The following is a 14500-nucleotide window of genomic DNA, read 5'->3' as shown; positions in this document are numbered from 1 at the left end:
TTGCCCGTACCGCCCTGCTCCCGGTGACGGTCGTGTCAGCGCAGCCCGTCCACGAACGCCTGCCAGGCGTGGGCCCCGAGGACGATGGCGGGACCGGTCGGGTTCTTGCTGTCGCGAACGGGGACGGACCCGCAGGAGGAGCCGTCGGCGACCTCGACGCAGCAGCCGCCGGTGTTGCCGCTGTACGAGGACGTCCGCCAGGCCGCGCCGCCGGTCACGGTGCACTCAACGCAGTCGCCGCCAGTGCTTCCGCTATAGCTCGACTTACGCCATTCCGCGTTCGTCAGGTCAGGGCCGGTCTCCATAACGCTCCTCCATCACGCGGCTGATCCGCGCCACCGATTCCTCGACGGAGAGTGCGGTGGCCTGGAGGTGAGCGTATCGGAGCGAAGCCTCCCTGATGGTTTCCGGGTTGGCCGTCATATGGCCGGAGATGCGGTCCTCGGTGTAGATGATGTCCGGGTCGTCGTCGAAGCGCAGCTGGTTGAACGAGCCATCCAAGCTTGCGTGTTCACCTGCCTCGAACGGCAGCACCTGGATCCGCATCCAGCGGTGCGCCGCGTAGTCCAACAGCTTCTGGAGTTGGGCCCGCATCACCTCGTGGCCGCCGATCGGCCGGTACAGCACCGCCTCGTCCAGGATCGCCCAGGCCAGCGGCGGCTTCTCCCGCTCCAGGATCCGCTGGCGCTCCATCCGGGCGGCGAGCAGACCCTCCAGACCGTCGGGCATGCCGGTGGCCAGGACCGCCCGCGCGTACTCCTCCGTCTGCAACAGCCCGTAGACCACCTGCGCCTGGTACGTCGAGATGTACGCGGCCTTCGCCTCCATGTCCGCGTACGGCTGGAACCACGTGGGCAACTGGCTCCGCAGCACCAGCCCCACCAGCCGCGAGAACGTTCCGTCCGTCCCCAGCGCCGCGTCCACGCGCTCGGAGAAGTCGCGGGTGGGGATCTTCTTCGTCGTCTCGATCTGGCCGACCAGGGAGCCCGTGCAGAAGATGATGGTGCCCAACTGCGGCTGCGTCAGGCCCTGGGCCTCGCGTTGGCGGCGCAACTCCCCGCCGTAGTAGGCGAGCGGGGAGGCGTCGGGATCGAGCGTCTGGATGTTGGCCACGGATGGACCTCCGGGTGCAACGCCTCGCGGCGTTCGTTTCGGTACGTAGCCGAGCGTAGCCATCACGTCGCAGCCTGGTGACATGAATCACGTACTTGTCCCCCGGAGGGATCCCGGGGAGCCCGTCTACCGCGCCGACTTCGCGCTCGGCGCGCACTCCGCCCGCCATCTGCGCCGCGTCCTGCGGCTCTACCTCACGGCCTGGGAGCTGCCCTTCCTCGCCGACGCCGCCGAACTGGCGCTCACCGAGCTGATCGCCAACGTCGTGCAGCACGTGCCCGACCGGCGCGGCAGGACCTTCATCTTCCGGCTGCCGCGCGGCGAGGGCGTCCGCGTCGAGGTGTCCGACAGCAGCCCGGCCGTGCCCCTCGCCATCACCGGCGATCCGCTGGACGACGGGGGGCGGGGGCTCGTCCTGGTCGATGCCGTCACCGACGAGTGGGGCATCATCAAGCGGTGGGACGGCAGCGGGAAAACCGTCTGGTTCGAGTGCCTGACGCCGCCGGAGAAGGGCGGCAGCCGGTTCAGGTCAGCTCGGCCAGAACCGCGTCCGTGAACGGCGTCCACGCCTCCGCCGCCCACGGCCCGAAGGCCCGGTCCGTCAGCGCGACGCAGGCCGCGCCCGCCACCGGGTCGATCCACAGGAACGTGCCCGACTGGCCGAAGTGCCCGAAGGTCGCCGGGGAGGACGAGTTCCCCGTCCAGTGCGGGGACTTGGCGTCGCGGATCTCGAAGCCGAGGCCCCAGTCGTTCGGGCTCTGGTGGCCGTAGCCCGGCAGCACGCCCTTGAGGCCCGGATGCACGACGCTCTGGGCCTCCAGGACCGTACGCGGGTCGAGCAGGCGGGGGGCCTGCACCTCGGCGGCGAAGCGGACCAGGTCGGCCAGGGTGGAGACGCCGTCGCGGGCGGGGGAGCCGTCGAGGGTCGTGGACGTCATGGACAGGGGCTCCAGGACGGCCTGGCGCAGGTACTCCGCGAACGGGATGCCGGACGCCTTGGCGATGTGGTCGCCCAGCACCTCGAAGCCCGCGTTGGAGTACAGGCGGCGGTTGCCGGGCGGGGCCGTCACCCGGTGCTCGTCGAAGGCCAGGCCGCTGGTGTGGGCGAGGAGGTGGCGCACCGTGGACCCCTCGGGCCCGGCCGGCTCGTCCAGCTCGACCGCCCCCTCCTCGTACGCCACCAGCGCCGCGTAGGCCGCGAGCGGCTTGGTGACCGAGGCGAGGGGGAAGCGGTGGTCGGCCGGCCCGTGCGTGCCGAGGACCGTGCCGTCCGCCCGCACGACGGCGGCCGCCGCCGTCGTGACCGGCCAGGTGTCGATGATGCGCAGGCTCTCCATGGCTCCGAGCCTAACGGCCGCGCCCGGCGTCCCGTCCCCGGCCCCGGGTGGCCCGGGACGGCGACGGGACGCCGATGGCCCGCCGCGCACCCCGCTGCGTCCCGGGCCCCCGGGGAGCCCGGGACGTAAGGCGTGCGAGTCAGGCGGCCGCCAGCGGCGCGAGCCGGGTGCCGAGCGCCATGATCCGCATCGAGCGCTCCGCGGCGTCGGCCAGGAACTCGCCGCTCCTGCCGATCGCCTCCACCAGTGTCATCGGCGCGGGCAGGATCGAGCTGTACGCGTCCACGCCCACCGCCCGCACGTCCTGCGCGCCCGGCCCGATCGTCCCGGCCAGCACGAGGACCGGCACCCCTGCGGCATGGGCCCGCCGGGCGACCTCCGCCGGGATCTTCCCCCGTACGGTCTGGTGGTCGAGCGCCCCCTCCGCCGTGATCACGAAGTCCGCGCGGGCGAGGCGCGCGTCGAGGTCGAGACCGTCGAGCAGCACGTCGTAGCGGGGGAGCAGGCGCGCGCCCACGGCCGCGAGGCCGGCCCCGAGGCCACCGGACGCGCCCGTGCCGGGAGCCGTGCGCAGATCGATCGCGGCACCGGTCGCCGGGGTGAAGGCCGGGGCGAGGTCCCGGGTGAGGACGTCGGCCAGCCGCTCCAGGCCGGCCGAGAGCAGCTCCACCTCGGCCGGGGTCGCCCCCTTCTGCGGCCCGAAGACCCGGGCCACCCCGCGCTTCCCGCACAGCACGTTGTACGGGTTGCAGGCCACGAGCAGTTCGGCGTCGGCCAGCCGGGGGTCCAGGCCGGACGGGTCGATGCGCTCCAGCTCGTGCAACGCCCCGCCGCCCCGGCGCAGTTCACGGCCGTGCCGGTCCGTCAGCCGGGCACCCAGCGCCTGGAGGGCGCCCGCGCCCCCGTCCGACGTACCGGAGTCGCCGCAGCCGACGAGGATGCGCCGGGCCCCCGCGTCCAGGGCCGCCCGGATCAGCTCGCCGACGCCGTACGTGGTGGTCGCGCCCGGGTGGCGCAGGCCCGGCGGCACCAGGGCGAGGCCCGCGACGGCGGCCATCTCCACGACGGCGGTCAGCGGGCCGGGCCCGCCCAGCAGCGCGAAGTGCGAGGCGACCGGCTCGCCCACCGGGCCCGTCGCGGTGACCGGGACCAGCCGGCCGCTGCCCGCCAGGGCCAGCGCCTCCGCCGTGCCCTCGCCGCCGTCCACCAGCGGGATGAGGTCGAGGTCGGCGTCGGGGATCACGCGCCGTACGCCGACGGCGATGGCCTCGGCCACCCGGGCGGCCGAGAGGGACTCCTTGAAGCCGCTGGGGGCGATGGCGATGCGCTGGGTGCGGTGGATCATGGCTGGGTCTCCAGAAGGACGGGCACGCCGAGCAACGGCCAGACGGCGAGGGCGAAGGTGAGGACGAGGGCCGCGGTGAGCGGGGCGAGGAACGCGGACAGCCGCAGCAGATCGCGCGGGGTGTAGGTCGGGGTGCCGGGCACGTCCGCGAAGAGCGCGACCGGCTTGGCCGACGAGGGCAGCGTGTGGCAGAAACCGGCGGCGGCCGTGGAGGCCAGCGCCGCCGTGACCGGGTTGACCCCGGCCCCGACCGCCGCCGCGACCACCAGCGGGACCAGAACGGAGGACCGGGCGGAACGCGACTGGAGCGCCAGATGGGCGGCCGTGCTGACGACGACCACTCCGGCCAGGAACATCCACGGGGGCGTGGACGCCCCCAGGGGTATCCAGCCCACCAGCCAGTCGGCCGCGCCCGAGTCGGAGAGGGCGACGCCCATCGCCATGGTGGCGGCCATGAACAGCAGCAGCGGCCAGGGGACCGTCTTCAGGCCGTCCTTGAAGCGCACGGTCCCCAGCGCCGGGGAGGTCGCCACCAGCGCGCCGATGAGCGCGACCACGGCGGGCGACACCCCGTGCAGGGGCTCGCTGCACCAGAGCAGGACGACCGTCGCCAGCAGGAGCAGGCACCGGGACTCCGCCGGGCTGAACGGCCCCTCGACGGCGGTCTCGGAGTGTTCCTGGATCTGCGCCGCCGTGATGGTGACGGGGCCCTTGCGGTCGGAGCGCCGGGTCGTCGTCAACAGCACCAGTTCGGCGGCGAGATGGGAGGAGACGACGGCCAGCGGCAGCCCGAGGACGAGCCACTGCACGAAGCTCAGCTGCTCCCCGGTCTGCTCCCAGAGCACGCCGACGGTGATCAGGTGCGCGCCCGCGCCGATCAGGGTCGCGACGGCCGACAGCAGGATGACCGTGGGGAAGAGCAGCGCCAGCATCACCACCAGACGGCGGCGCTCGCGCAGGGCGGCGGCCAGCGCCAGGAACACCGGGAGCGCGAGGGCGGCGCGCCCCGACGTGGCCGGCACGGCGAACGCGGTCACGACCAGTCCGGCCGTGGTCAGGTGCACCAGCTGGCGCACGGTCCTGGCCCCGCCGACCAGGAAGACGGCGGCCCGGCCGGCCAGACCGGTCCGGGTCACGGCCGCCGCCAGGACGAAGGCGCAGATCAGCAGCCACACCGTCTCGTCGCCCAGGGTGGCGAAGAGGGTCTCACTGCTGATCACCCCCGTGACCGTCAGCGCCAGGCCCGCGCCGAGCGCGACGTAGGCGTCGTCCACCGGAGTGGCGATCCAGGCGGCGGTGGCCAGGGCGAAGACGGCGAGGGAGAGCCGCCCGTCGACGCTGAGGCCGGGGGCTGCGCCGGGGACGGCGAGGAGAGCGCAGAGTCCGAGGACGGCACAGAGGCCGACGGTCTGCCGGAGTGGTAGAGGCACGCTGTACAGCCTGTTCAGGCGGGGTGAGCGCCTGATGAGTGTCCGGTGAAGGCCTTTTCATCAAGTTTGTCGAGCGCTCCGCACCTCGCGGCCCGCACCCCGCCCCCCGCAACCCGAGGCATCCCGGGAACGCGGAAGCCCCGCCCCCGGGAACGCGGGACGGGGCTCCGGCCGAGGTCGGGGCCGGGGGTGAGGGCAGGAGGGGACAGAGGCTCAGGGCAGGCGGTAGCCCATGCCCCGGATCGTCTCCAGCCGCTCCGCGCCCAGCTTCCGGCGCAGCGCGCGCACATAGACGTCCACGATGTTGGAGCCGGGGTCGAAGTCGTACCCCCACACATGGGACAGGATCTGCTCGCGCGACAGCACCTGGCCGGGGTGGCGCAGGAACATCTCCAGCAGCACGAACTCGCGCGCCGTCAGATCCACCGTCCGCTCGCCCGCGCGGGCCCGGCGGGTCCGCAGGTCCAGGGCGAGGCTGCCGCTGCGCAACATGGTGACCTCGGGCGCGCGGGCGGCGGTGCGCTGCCGCAGCCGTACCCGGGCGAGCAGCTCCTCGAAGCGGAACGGCTTCGTCATCCAGTCGTCGGCCCCGCCCTCCAGCCCGGCCACCGTGTCCCGCACCGAGTCGCGGGCGGTGAGCACAATGACCGGCAGCGTGACGCGCGCCTCGCGCATCTCCCGCAGCACGGTGAAGCCGTCCCGGCCGGGCAGGCCGATGTCGAGCACCATCAGGTCGAACCCGCCGGACAGCGCGTGGCTCAGCGCCAGGTCCCCGTCCTCGGCGACGACCGTGGTGAAGCCGTTGGCGCGCAGCCCCTTCTGGACGAACGAGGCGATGCGCTCCTCGTCCTCGGCGATCAGGATGCGGTTCATGAGGCGGTCTCCAGCGTGAGTACGAAGGTGGCTCCGCCGCCTTCGGTCCGGCGTAGTTCGACGCGGCCGTGGTGGCCCTCCGCGATGGCCTTGACGATGGCGAGGCCGAGCCCCGCGCCGCTCGTGCGGGTACCGCGCCGGGACGTCCCCCGGCGGAACCGCTCGAAGATCACCTCGGCGTCCTCCGGCGGAATCCCGGGCCCGTGGTCGGCGACGTACAGCTCGACGCGGTCGTCCTCGGCCCGCGAGCCGATCCGGATGCGCTGTCCGGGCACGGTGTGCTGGACGGCGTTCTGCGCGAGCTGCACCATCGCCTGGGTCATCCGCTGCTCGTCCAGGCGCACTTCGAGGTCCGCGACGCCGTCGAGCTGCCACTCCCGGTCGCCGAGGGTCCGCACCTTCACGTACACGTCGGCGGTCAGCTCCGCGAGCTGGACCGGTTCGGGGCGCACGAAGTCGGGGCGCTCGGCCCCCGCGAGCAGGAGCAGGTCCTCGACGATGCGGCTCATCCGGTCCAGCTCGTCCGTGACCAGCCGCACCGTCTCCTCCCGGTCCGCCGGGTCGTCGCCCATCAGCTCCAGGTGGCCCCGGACGATGGTGATGGGGGTGCGCAGCTCGTGCCCGGCGTCGTCGACGAAGACCCGCTGCGCGGCGAACGCCCGCTCAAGACGGTCGAGCATCGCGTTGAACGTCTCGGCGAGGGCCGCGATGTCGTCGCGGCCCTCCACGGGGATGCGCCGGGTGAGGTCCTGCTCGGTCAGTTCCGCCGCCGTCGTGCGGACGAGCCGGACGGGCGCGAGGATGCGACCGGCGACGGCCCAGCCGATCCCGGTCGTCATCAGCAGCGCCACACCGGACAGGGCGAGCAGCGTCCAGAACGTCTTGTCGGCGACGGCCCGTTCGCGCTCCGGGTGGAAGGCGACGACGAACGCGCCGGGCTGCTTGCCCGCCGACGGCCCGATGACGACCTTGGCCCAGCGCACGTCGCCCTGCGGGCGCTCCAGGGTCCCGAAGGAGTCCTTGGAGGCGTAAATCCTGGTGTACGCGTCGGTGTCCGGCCACAGGGCGATGTCTTCCGGCAGCTCCCGGCGCTGCCGGATGACGCCGGGTTTGGTGCCGGGCTCCCCGGTCAGGCCCAGCAGCTCCTCGTCGGGGTCCGCGTACTGCCGTTGCAGATAGATGCGGAGCAGCTTCTCCACGGTGTCGAACCGGCCGCCGGTGTCCGGGTCCACGCCCTGCGGCACGAAGTTCGCGAACTCGCCGGTCTCCTGGGTGAGCAGCTGGCTGATGCGGTGGTCCACGTCCCGTTGGAGGATCGAACGCACGGTGACGGCGACCGCGCCCAGCGCGACCGCCATCACGACCAGCAACCACAGCATGATCCGTACGCGGGCGGAGATCCTCGGAAAGCTAACCGTCATCGCCGAAGTCGTCGTCGTCATCGTCGTCGGCTGCCGAGGGGCCCGGAACGACGGAGCTGTCCGGTGTACGGGACGGAGAGGAGGAGCCGCTCGGCGTCGGGGCGTCGGTCGGCGACGTGACACCGCTCGGCGACGGTGTGCCGCGCGGACTCTCCTCCAGTTGGACGGTGGGAGGCACCTTCGGCGCTTCCGAGGTGTCGGTCATGGCATAGCTGGTGGCCGCTATGCCGAGGGGCACGGCGACGACGGCTGCCAGGGCCGCCAGACGAGGTGAGAAAGCCATGTATTCACCCTGACTGTCCCGGACGGTACGAAGATGAAGCCAAGATGAACAATCCTTCATTTCGGGTGTGCTTTCCGTCCCTCTGTGGGAATGCCCGGCCCGAGAAGCCCCGCCGTTCCCGCTCGCTCCGAGCCATTCCTCGCGCTCCGAGCCGTTCCCTCTTGCTTCGAGTGCACTCCAAGGATCTAGCGTGGAGGACATGACGGTGATCGACAGAACCTCCCGGAGCACTCCCGCGACCATCGCACATCCGCCGCCCTCGCCGGCGGTGGACGCCTGCGCGGCCGCCCCGACGCCTCACCCGCGCCCCGCGGGCCAGGACAGCTACACGATCAGCGAGGTCGTCGCCTTCACCGGACTCACCGCGCACACGCTGCGCTGGTACGAGCGCATCGGGCTCATGCCCCACGTCGACCGCTCGCACACCGGCCAGCGCCGCTTCAGCAACCGCGACCTCGACTGGCTGGCCTTCGTCGGCAAGCTGCGGCTGACCGGGATGCCCGTCGCCGACATGGTGCGGTACGCGGAACTGCTGCGCGAGGGCGCGTCCACCTTCGAGGCACGGCAGGAACTGCTGGAGGCGACCCGCCGCGATGTGATCACGCGGATCGCGGAGCTCCACGACACCCTCGCCGTCCTCGACCACAAGATCGAGTTCTACGCGGGCGCCCGCAGGGCGCCGGAAAGGCACAGCGCCTGATGACCGACCACGACAGGAACACGCTCGCCACCGTCGAGCTGGGCGGTGCCGGTGGACCGCGGGTCGGCGTCCAGGGCCTCGGCTGCATGGGCATGAGCGAGTTCTACGGTGACACCGACGAGGTCTCCGCCCGGGACACCCTGGGCGCGGCCCTGGAGGCGGGCGTCACACTCCTCGACACCGCCGACACCTACGGGCGCGGGGCCAACGAGGAGTTCCTCGCGCCGTTCGTCGGGGCCCACCGGGACGAGATCACGCTCGCGACCAAGTTCGCGATGGTCCGCACCGAGGACCCGCACTACCGGGCCATCCGCAACGACCCCGCGTACCTCCGCACCGCCGTCGAGGCGAGCCTGCGCCGGCTGAACACCGACGTCATCGACCTCTACTACATGCACCGCCGTGACCCGGCCGTCCCGTTCGCCGAATCGGTCGGCGCGATGGCGGAACTGATCCAGCAGGGCAAGGTCAGGCAGCTCGGTCTGAGCGAGGTGACCGGCCCCGAGCTGCGCGAGGCGCACGCCGTGCACCCGATCGCCGCCCTCCAGTCGGAGTGGTCCCTCTTCAGCCGGGACGTCGAGAAGAGCGCGCTCGGCGCGGCGGTGGAGCTGGGCGTCACGCTCGTCCCGTACTCACCGCTCGGCCGGGGCTTCCTCACCGGCTCCTTCACCGACGCGGGCAAGGACCTCGCCGCGGACGACTTCCGGGCCCGCCAGCCCCGGTTCAACGGCGACAACGCCCGCACGAACGCCGCCCTGCTGGAGCCCGTCCACAGGATCGCCGCCGCGCACGAGGCCACCGCCGCGCAGGTGGCCCTCGCCTGGGTCCAGCAGCGCGCCCAGGTGCACGGGCTGAACGTGGTCCCGATCCCCGGCACCCGCAGGCCGAGCCGCCTCCTGGAGAACGTGGCGGCGACGAGGCTGACCCTGACGGCGGACGAGCTGGCCGTGCTGGAGCCGATCGCGGGCCGGGTGGCGGGGGACCGCTACCCGGACATGAGCAGTACGTCGGCGGCGCGGGAGTAGCCGGGACGCGTACGCGGTCATCGCCTGGTTCATGAACTTCCTGACGACGGAGGGGCGCCCCGGGCGGTGCCTCACGCCAGCCCCAGTGCGAACACCGCGAACCCCGCCGCGAGCAGCCCCGCCAGCGCACGGCGGGCGTTCGCGGCGCGCGTGCCGGCCTGCCACGGGGCCTCGAAGTGGCGCGCGTACCGGGCGATCAGCACCAGCAGCCCCGCGAACACCGGCAGCCAGGCGATCCGGGCGAGGATCCAGCCCACCGTGTCCGGCGCGGTCGTCAGCCCCGCCACCGCCGTCCCCGCCCCGGCGAGCGAGGCCGGTACGGCGGCGGCCAGCATCGCGGTCTGGTGCCAGCACAGGATCGTCATCGCGGACAGGTTGAACACCACGACCGGCGCCCAGAGCAGCGGCTCGCGCAACAGCCGCCCGAGCCGGTCGCGCAGCAGGATCGCCGCCCCGCTCTGCGCCGCCGCCAGGGCCACCACCAGCAGCGACGGCGGATGCGAGTTCGTCCGCGCCTCGCCCGGCACGCCGACCATCGACGCCGGGTAGTGGAAGGCGAGCAGCAGCGCGGCGAACAGCACCCCGCCGCCGATCAGCAGCAGCCGGGCCCCGCGCCTCCCGATCCGCCCCTCGCCCCAGGACACGCCCAGCTGATACGCGAAGAGCCAGCCGGGCAGGATGTTGAGCATGCTCAGCCACGACGGCACCGCCTCCGCGAACGGCCCGTAGCGCAGGAAGTCCACCACCGCGACCGACGCCAGCAGGGGCAGCGCGGCCCACCCGCCGAGCTTCCGCGCCAGCGTGACGCAGACCGGGGTGAGCGCCGTGACCACGGTGTACACCCCGACGAACCAGAGCGGCTGGATCACCAGCGTCGACCCCGTACGCAGGGTGTCGCCGGGCACGCCCAGCGCGGACAGCACCGCCAGCAGTACCGCCCACACGGCGGTCACTCCGAGCACCGGCCGGCCGAGGCGGGCCAGCCGGCCGCCCAGCCAGGCGGCCGTCGTCGAGGTCCGGCGGCGGAAGGAGAGCACCGAGGCGTACCCCCCGACGAGGAAGAAGATGCCCAGCATCTGGAGCACCCAGCTCGCGGGTGCGAGACCGGCGAACGTCGAGAGCGGGCTCGCGTTGTGCAGGCCGTCGGCGTCCAGCCGGAACCCGCCGAGCATCCAGTGACCGAGCGGCACGGCGAGCAGCGCCAGCGCGCGCAGGCCGTCGATCGCCCGGTCACGGTGGGCGGGGGTGGACGCGTCGATACGGGCCGCGAGCCGCCGGCCGTTCTCCAGCAGGGCGTTCATCGGGCCACTCCTTCCCCGGCCGGGACGGCCTCCAGCGCCGAGACGGCTTCTGCCGGGTCCGGTTCCGCCGCGTCCGGGGCCGCATCCGCCGATTCCGCCGCTCCCGCCGCTTTGCCGCGCGCGATGGCGGCGAAGGTCCGCAGCGAATCCGTCCCGGGCTCGAAGTAGCCGGCATGCCCCCGGGCCTCGTCCGCCGGCACCCGACGGGCGCCGAACGCCGGATCGGCCGGGTCCGCCCCGTGACCGAGGCCCGCGAAGCGCACGTTCGGCACATTGTCGATCCAGTCGGTCGGGTCCTTCGCCGCCCAGACCCGGGCGCTCGTCCGCAGCCCGCCCACGTCGTCGGCGCGCATCCCGGGGGAGCCGAGGACCACCAGGTCGGTGGCGGGGAGACGGTGCGCGGCCAGGCCGCAGACCACCGAGCCGTAGCTGTGGCAGAACACGGCCGGCGCGGGCAGCCCGTCTGCCGTCAGCCCCTTCGTGAACCGGGTCAGCCGCCCGGCCCCCGCCTCCGCGAGGCCGCCGGTGGCCGCGTCGATGCCGACGCCCACCGGGGTCGTGTACCCGACCCAGGCGATGACGGCGGTCCCCGGGCCGGCCGCGGTGTGCAGGGTCCTGGCCATGCCGGCCGGGGCACCGTGGCTTGCGGCCTTCCGGTCGAAGGTCCCGGCGTCGTTGTCGGACCCGGGCACCACCACCGAGACCCGGCGCGCCGTACGCAGGTCCCCGAAGGCCTCGGCGACCTGGCCGCGTCCGCGCGGGTCGAACGCGAGGATCTGGCGGCCGGGGGCGGCGAGCGAGCGGTAGCGGGGGTCGTCCTCGGCGGCCAGCGCGAGGGAGTTGGCGCGGTAGCGCAGTTCGAGGGGCGCCCCGTCGAGATTCCCGACGACGGACGGATGGCGCCCGAGGAGGAGTTGCCGCTCGCCGTCGCTCAACCCCGCGAAGAACGCGGCGACTTCGGCAGGCGTGTCACGCTCCGGATCGGGCAGCCCCGTCCCGAGCGTCCGGTCCGCCCGCCACTGCGCACTGCCCGGCGGCGGCCCGGTCAGCGCCTGCTGCGCATCTCCCGAGACCCAGCCCGCGGTCCCCGCCACCACACTGGTGGCCAGTGCGAACGCGACCACGGTCCTCGCGTATCGACGCATCGTGCCCTCCCTCTCCGGATCCGCACCGACCGGTGCGACCGGGAGGAAGGTAGGAAGAGGACGGGTGAGGGGGCGTCACACCGGAGGGCCAACCGCGAGGTGATACCGGGGTAGGGGGTGGACGATGCGTAGGCCCGGAGCGGGGGCGGCACGCCCACGCAGTGCTGTACGGAAACGGCGGCTCACGGCTCGCGCAGGCTGTACGGAAACGGCGGCTCACGGCTCGCGCAATGCCGTACGACTGGGGCGGCACGGCCCGGAAAGCCCCGCACGGCGAGGGCGGCTCACGTGCGCGCGGAGCGCCGTACGGCGAAGGCCTCCTACACCCCCGCCGCGTCCCCCGGCGTCACCAGCCCCGACTCGTACGCGAAGATCACCGCCTGCGCCCGGTCCCGCAGGTCCAGCTTGGCCAGCACCCGCCCGATGTGCGTCTTGACGGTCTGCTCGGCCAGCACCAGCCGCCCCGCGATCTCCTGGTTCGACAGCCCCCGGGCGATCAGCTCCAGGACCTCGCTCTCGCGCGGGGTCAGCCCGTTCAGCCGGAGCGCCTGGCCGCCGCGCGTCGCCCCGGAGGGCCGCTGCGCCGCGAAGTCCGCGATCAGGCGGCGGGTCACCGAGGGCGCGAGCAGCGCGTCCCCGGCCGCCACCACCCGTACCGCCGCGATCAGATCGGCGGGCGGGGCGTCCTTCAGGAGGAACCCGGACGCGCCGGCGCGCAGCGCCTCGTACACGTAGTCGTCCACGTCGAACGTGGTGAGCATCAGGACCTTCGGCCGGTGCACCACCCCCACGGGCGGGTTCAACAGCTCGCGCGCGGCGGCCAGTCCGTCCATCTCCGGCATCCGCACGTCCATCAGGACGACGTCGGGATGCTGGTTGCGGCTGACGGCGACGCCCTGGCGGCCGTCCGCCGCCTCGCCCACCACGTCGATGTCGCTCTGCGCCGCCAGCAGCGCCGCGAATCCGGCCCGCACCATGGCCTGGTCGTCGACGATGATCACGCGAATGGTCACAGATCCTCCGAAGGGGGTGGGGCGGACGGCGACACGGCCGGAGGCAGCGGCATCCGGGCGGCCACCCGGAACCCGCCGTCGGGCAGCGGCCCGGTGTCCAGCGTGCCGCCGGTCAACCGTACGCGCTCCCGCATCCCCACCAGCCCGTGCCCGGTTCCGGTGCTCTCCAGCGGAGCGGCGGGCTTCGGCGCGGGGCTGTTGACGACCAGGACGTTCAGATGGCCCCCGGAGGCCCGGACCGAGACCTGGGTGCGCGCCCCGGGCGCGTGCCGCACCACATTGGCCAGCGCCTCCTGCACGATCCGGTACGCCGACAGATCCACCGCCGGCGGCACCTCGCCCAGCTCCGCGGCGAGCGACAGTTCCGCCGGCAGCCCGGCCCGTACCGTCGCCTCCACCAGCTGCTGGAGCCGGTCCAGGCCCGGCTGCGGCGCCCGGTCGCCCTCGGTGCCGTCGCTGCGCAGCACCGACAGCAGCCGCCGCATCTCACCGAGGGACTCCCGCGCGGCCGCCGCGATCGAGGCGAACTCCTCCTGGGCGGGCTCCGAGAGCCCGGAGATCCGGTACGGAGCGGAGTCGGCCTGCACGGTGATCACCGACATGTGGTGCGCGACCACGTCGTGCAGCTCACGGGCGATCCGGGTCCGCTCCTCCAGCAGCGTGCGCTGCGCCCGCTCCGCCTCGCTGATCGTCTCCTGCTCGGCCAGCCGCCGTGTCGCCTCGCTCCGCTCCCGTACGGCGCCGCCGATCACGAGGACCACCGCGCCGAGGATCGGCAGCAGCAGGGCGCTGCCGGTGTTGCGGTCCGCCGGCGCGATCAGATGCAGCACCAGGCCGGCCGCGCCCGTCGCCAGCCAGACGCCGACCAGGGTCCGGCGTGTCTCGCGCAGACCGAGGGCCAGCAGCAGGAAGAGGTACGCGACCAGCGCCGGGGCGGTCCACGGCCAGACCTCGTGCCGCTCGTCGGGGTTCGCCAGCAGCACCAGGGCGCCCACGATGTCGGCGGGGAAGATGATCCACCACGCCTGGAGAGGCCGGTGGGCCAGCATCAGCAGGGGGGCGGACTGGGCCACCCCGAGGGCCCCGGCCAGTGCACCCGGCACGCCGTACTGCGAGGTCAGGACGTTGATGGTGACCGGGATGAAGGTCGCGGTCAGGGCGAGCACCACGACGTACGGCAGCAGTCGCTGCCACCGTTTCGGGGCCTCCGCCAGCAGCGGGGTGGACGGATGGGACGCGTGGGACAGCCCGTGGGCGAGCTCGCGCAGATTGCGGCGGGCGGCGCTCAGCAGGCCGTCAGCGGGCGGCGGGGGCCCGGCGGGGGAAGTGGACATGGCCCGGTCAGCCTAGGCAGGCCCGGGGGCGCGGGGCGTCATACCGGGGTCGCGATCCTCGGCGGGTCCGCCTCATACCCCGGTACGGGGTCGCCTCCCGGCGCGCCAGGAGGCGCGTGTCCCCTGCCGGGCGTGGGCCAGGAGAAACGGATCCCTCCCGGCGCGGGGCCCGGGGAAACG

At 73.5% G+C, this 14500-nt stretch carries 15 protein-coding genes; 3 read left to right on the top strand and 12 right to left on the bottom strand.

What is annotated here, in order from left to right:
- Positions 1-35: 35 nt before the first annotated feature.
- A complete protein-coding gene (locus AB0F29_RS27240) occupies positions 36-305 on the bottom strand; it encodes a DUF397 domain-containing protein (RefSeq protein ID WP_361876997.1) in 270 nt (89 codons plus the stop codon).
- Positions 289-1113: a helix-turn-helix transcriptional regulator gene (locus AB0F29_RS27235; protein ID WP_361876994.1), complete on the bottom strand. Its 825-nt coding sequence runs from the start codon at positions 1111-1113 to the stop codon at positions 289-291. The genes AB0F29_RS27240 and AB0F29_RS27235 overlap by 17 nt, the downstream gene beginning before the upstream one ends.
- Before the next feature lie 82 nt (positions 1114-1195).
- Here AB0F29_RS27235 and AB0F29_RS27230 point away from each other — a divergent pair, with 82 nt between their 5' ends.
- Entirely contained in the window at positions 1196-1669 is a 474-nt protein-coding gene (locus AB0F29_RS27230) for an ATP-binding protein (RefSeq protein WP_361876991.1), read from the top strand.
- On the opposite strand, the gene AB0F29_RS27225 is transcribed toward AB0F29_RS27230, so the two are convergent.
- The 6 genes from AB0F29_RS27225 to AB0F29_RS27200 all read right to left on the bottom strand — a co-directional run bounded on the left by AB0F29_RS27225 (position 1638) and on the right by AB0F29_RS27200 (position 7802).
- A complete protein-coding gene (locus tag AB0F29_RS27225) occupies positions 1638-2450 on the bottom strand; it encodes a serine hydrolase domain-containing protein (protein WP_361876988.1) in 813 nt (270 codons plus the stop codon). The genes AB0F29_RS27230 and AB0F29_RS27225 overlap by 32 nt on opposite strands.
- A gap of 139 nt (positions 2451-2589) precedes the next feature.
- Positions 2590-3795, bottom strand: coding sequence for a glycerate kinase (locus AB0F29_RS27220; protein WP_361876985.1), 1206 nt, complete (start codon positions 3793-3795; stop codon positions 2590-2592).
- Positions 3792-5225: an SLC13 family permease gene (locus tag AB0F29_RS27215; RefSeq protein WP_361876982.1), complete on the bottom strand. Its 1434-nt coding sequence runs from the start codon at positions 5223-5225 to the stop codon at positions 3792-3794. The genes AB0F29_RS27220 and AB0F29_RS27215 overlap by 4 nt, the downstream gene beginning before the upstream one ends.
- A 213-nt stretch (positions 5226-5438) precedes the next feature.
- Positions 5439-6098 carry a response regulator transcription factor gene (locus AB0F29_RS27210; RefSeq protein ID WP_265601872.1) on the bottom strand — a complete coding sequence of 220 codons (660 nt, stop codon included), beginning with the start codon at positions 6096-6098 and terminating at the stop codon, positions 5439-5441.
- On the bottom strand, positions 6095-7477 hold the full coding sequence (locus AB0F29_RS27205) for a HAMP domain-containing sensor histidine kinase (protein ID WP_361877267.1): 1383 nt from the start codon (positions 7475-7477) through the stop codon (positions 6095-6097). Before AB0F29_RS27205 ends, AB0F29_RS27210 begins: the two co-directional genes overlap by 4 nt.
- A 31-nt stretch (positions 7478-7508) precedes the next feature.
- The gene (locus tag AB0F29_RS27200; RefSeq protein ID WP_217229582.1) at positions 7509-7802 is read right to left on the bottom strand and encodes a small hydrophilic protein; all 294 of its coding nucleotides are present in this window, start codon (positions 7800-7802) and stop codon (positions 7509-7511) included.
- A 199-nt stretch (positions 7803-8001) separates the two neighbouring features.
- On the opposite strand from AB0F29_RS27200, the gene AB0F29_RS27195 reads away from it, so the two are divergent.
- Both AB0F29_RS27195 and AB0F29_RS27190 read left to right on the top strand, forming a co-directional pair.
- Positions 8002-8502, top strand: a complete 501-nt coding sequence (locus tag AB0F29_RS27195; protein ID WP_361876978.1) for a MerR family transcriptional regulator — start codon at positions 8002-8004, stop codon at positions 8500-8502.
- Positions 8502-9527 carry an aldo/keto reductase gene (locus AB0F29_RS27190; protein WP_361876975.1) on the top strand — a complete coding sequence of 342 codons (1026 nt, stop codon included), beginning with the start codon at positions 8502-8504 and terminating at the stop codon, positions 9525-9527. The genes AB0F29_RS27195 and AB0F29_RS27190 overlap by 1 nt, the downstream gene beginning before the upstream one ends.
- A gap of 71 nt (positions 9528-9598) precedes the next feature.
- Here the strand turns inward: AB0F29_RS27190 and AB0F29_RS27185 are convergent, their stop codons facing one another.
- The 4 genes from AB0F29_RS27185 to AB0F29_RS27170 form a co-directional block, all read right to left on the bottom strand.
- Positions 9599-10828, bottom strand: a complete 1230-nt coding sequence (locus tag AB0F29_RS27185) for an acyltransferase (RefSeq protein ID WP_361876972.1) — start codon at positions 10826-10828, stop codon at positions 9599-9601.
- A complete protein-coding gene (locus AB0F29_RS27180) occupies positions 10825-11973 on the bottom strand; it encodes an alpha/beta hydrolase (RefSeq protein WP_361876969.1) in 1149 nt (382 codons plus the stop codon). Before AB0F29_RS27180 ends, AB0F29_RS27185 begins: the two co-directional genes overlap by 4 nt.
- Positions 11974-12293: 320 nt before the next feature.
- Positions 12294-12986, bottom strand: coding sequence for a response regulator transcription factor (locus tag AB0F29_RS27175; protein ID WP_361876966.1), 693 nt, complete (start codon positions 12984-12986; stop codon positions 12294-12296).
- The gene (locus tag AB0F29_RS27170; protein ID WP_361876963.1) at positions 12983-14320 is read right to left on the bottom strand and encodes a sensor histidine kinase; all 1338 of its coding nucleotides are present in this window, start codon (positions 14318-14320) and stop codon (positions 12983-12985) included. Before AB0F29_RS27170 ends, AB0F29_RS27175 begins: the two co-directional genes overlap by 4 nt.
- Between the last annotated feature and the right edge of the window lie 180 nt (positions 14321-14500).

The sequence above is a fragment of the Streptomyces sp. NPDC026589 genome, from assembly GCF_040638385.1.
Lineage (GTDB): Bacteria > Actinomycetota > Actinomycetes > Streptomycetales > Streptomycetaceae > Streptomyces.
This window is presented reverse-complemented; position numbering and strand designations above follow the sequence as displayed.

Coding starts and splice junctions, on each gene's coding strand:
- AB0F29_RS27180 (WP_361876969.1), bottom strand. CDS start 11,973: ATGCGTCGATACGCGAGGACCGTGGTCGCGTTCGCACTGGCCACCAGT.
- AB0F29_RS27205 (WP_361877267.1), bottom strand. CDS start 7,477: ATGCTGTGGTTGCTGGTCGTGATGGCGGTCGCGCTGGGCGCGGTCGCC.
- AB0F29_RS27185 (WP_361876972.1), bottom strand. CDS start 10,828: ATGAACGCCCTGCTGGAGAACGGCCGGCGGCTCGCGGCCCGTATCGAC.
- AB0F29_RS27170 (WP_361876963.1), bottom strand. CDS start 14,320: ATGTCCACTTCCCCCGCCGGGCCCCCGCCGCCCGCTGACGGCCTGCTG.
- AB0F29_RS27195 (WP_361876978.1), top strand. CDS start 8,002: ATGACGGTGATCGACAGAACCTCCCGGAGCACTCCCGCGACCATCGCA.
- AB0F29_RS27190 (WP_361876975.1), top strand. CDS start 8,502: ATGACCGACCACGACAGGAACACGCTCGCCACCGTCGAGCTGGGCGGT.
- AB0F29_RS27210 (WP_265601872.1), bottom strand. CDS start 6,098: ATGAACCGCATCCTGATCGCCGAGGACGAGGAGCGCATCGCCTCGTTC.
- AB0F29_RS27225 (WP_361876988.1), bottom strand. CDS start 2,450: ATGGAGAGCCTGCGCATCATCGACACCTGGCCGGTCACGACGGCGGCG.
- AB0F29_RS27200 (WP_217229582.1), bottom strand. CDS start 7,802: ATGGCTTTCTCACCTCGTCTGGCGGCCCTGGCAGCCGTCGTCGCCGTG.
- AB0F29_RS27220 (WP_361876985.1), bottom strand. CDS start 3,795: ATGATCCACCGCACCCAGCGCATCGCCATCGCCCCCAGCGGCTTCAAG.
- AB0F29_RS27230 (WP_361876991.1), top strand. CDS start 1,196: ATGAATCACGTACTTGTCCCCCGGAGGGATCCCGGGGAGCCCGTCTAC.
- AB0F29_RS27240 (WP_361876997.1), bottom strand. CDS start 305: ATGGAGACCGGCCCTGACCTGACGAACGCGGAATGGCGTAAGTCGAGC.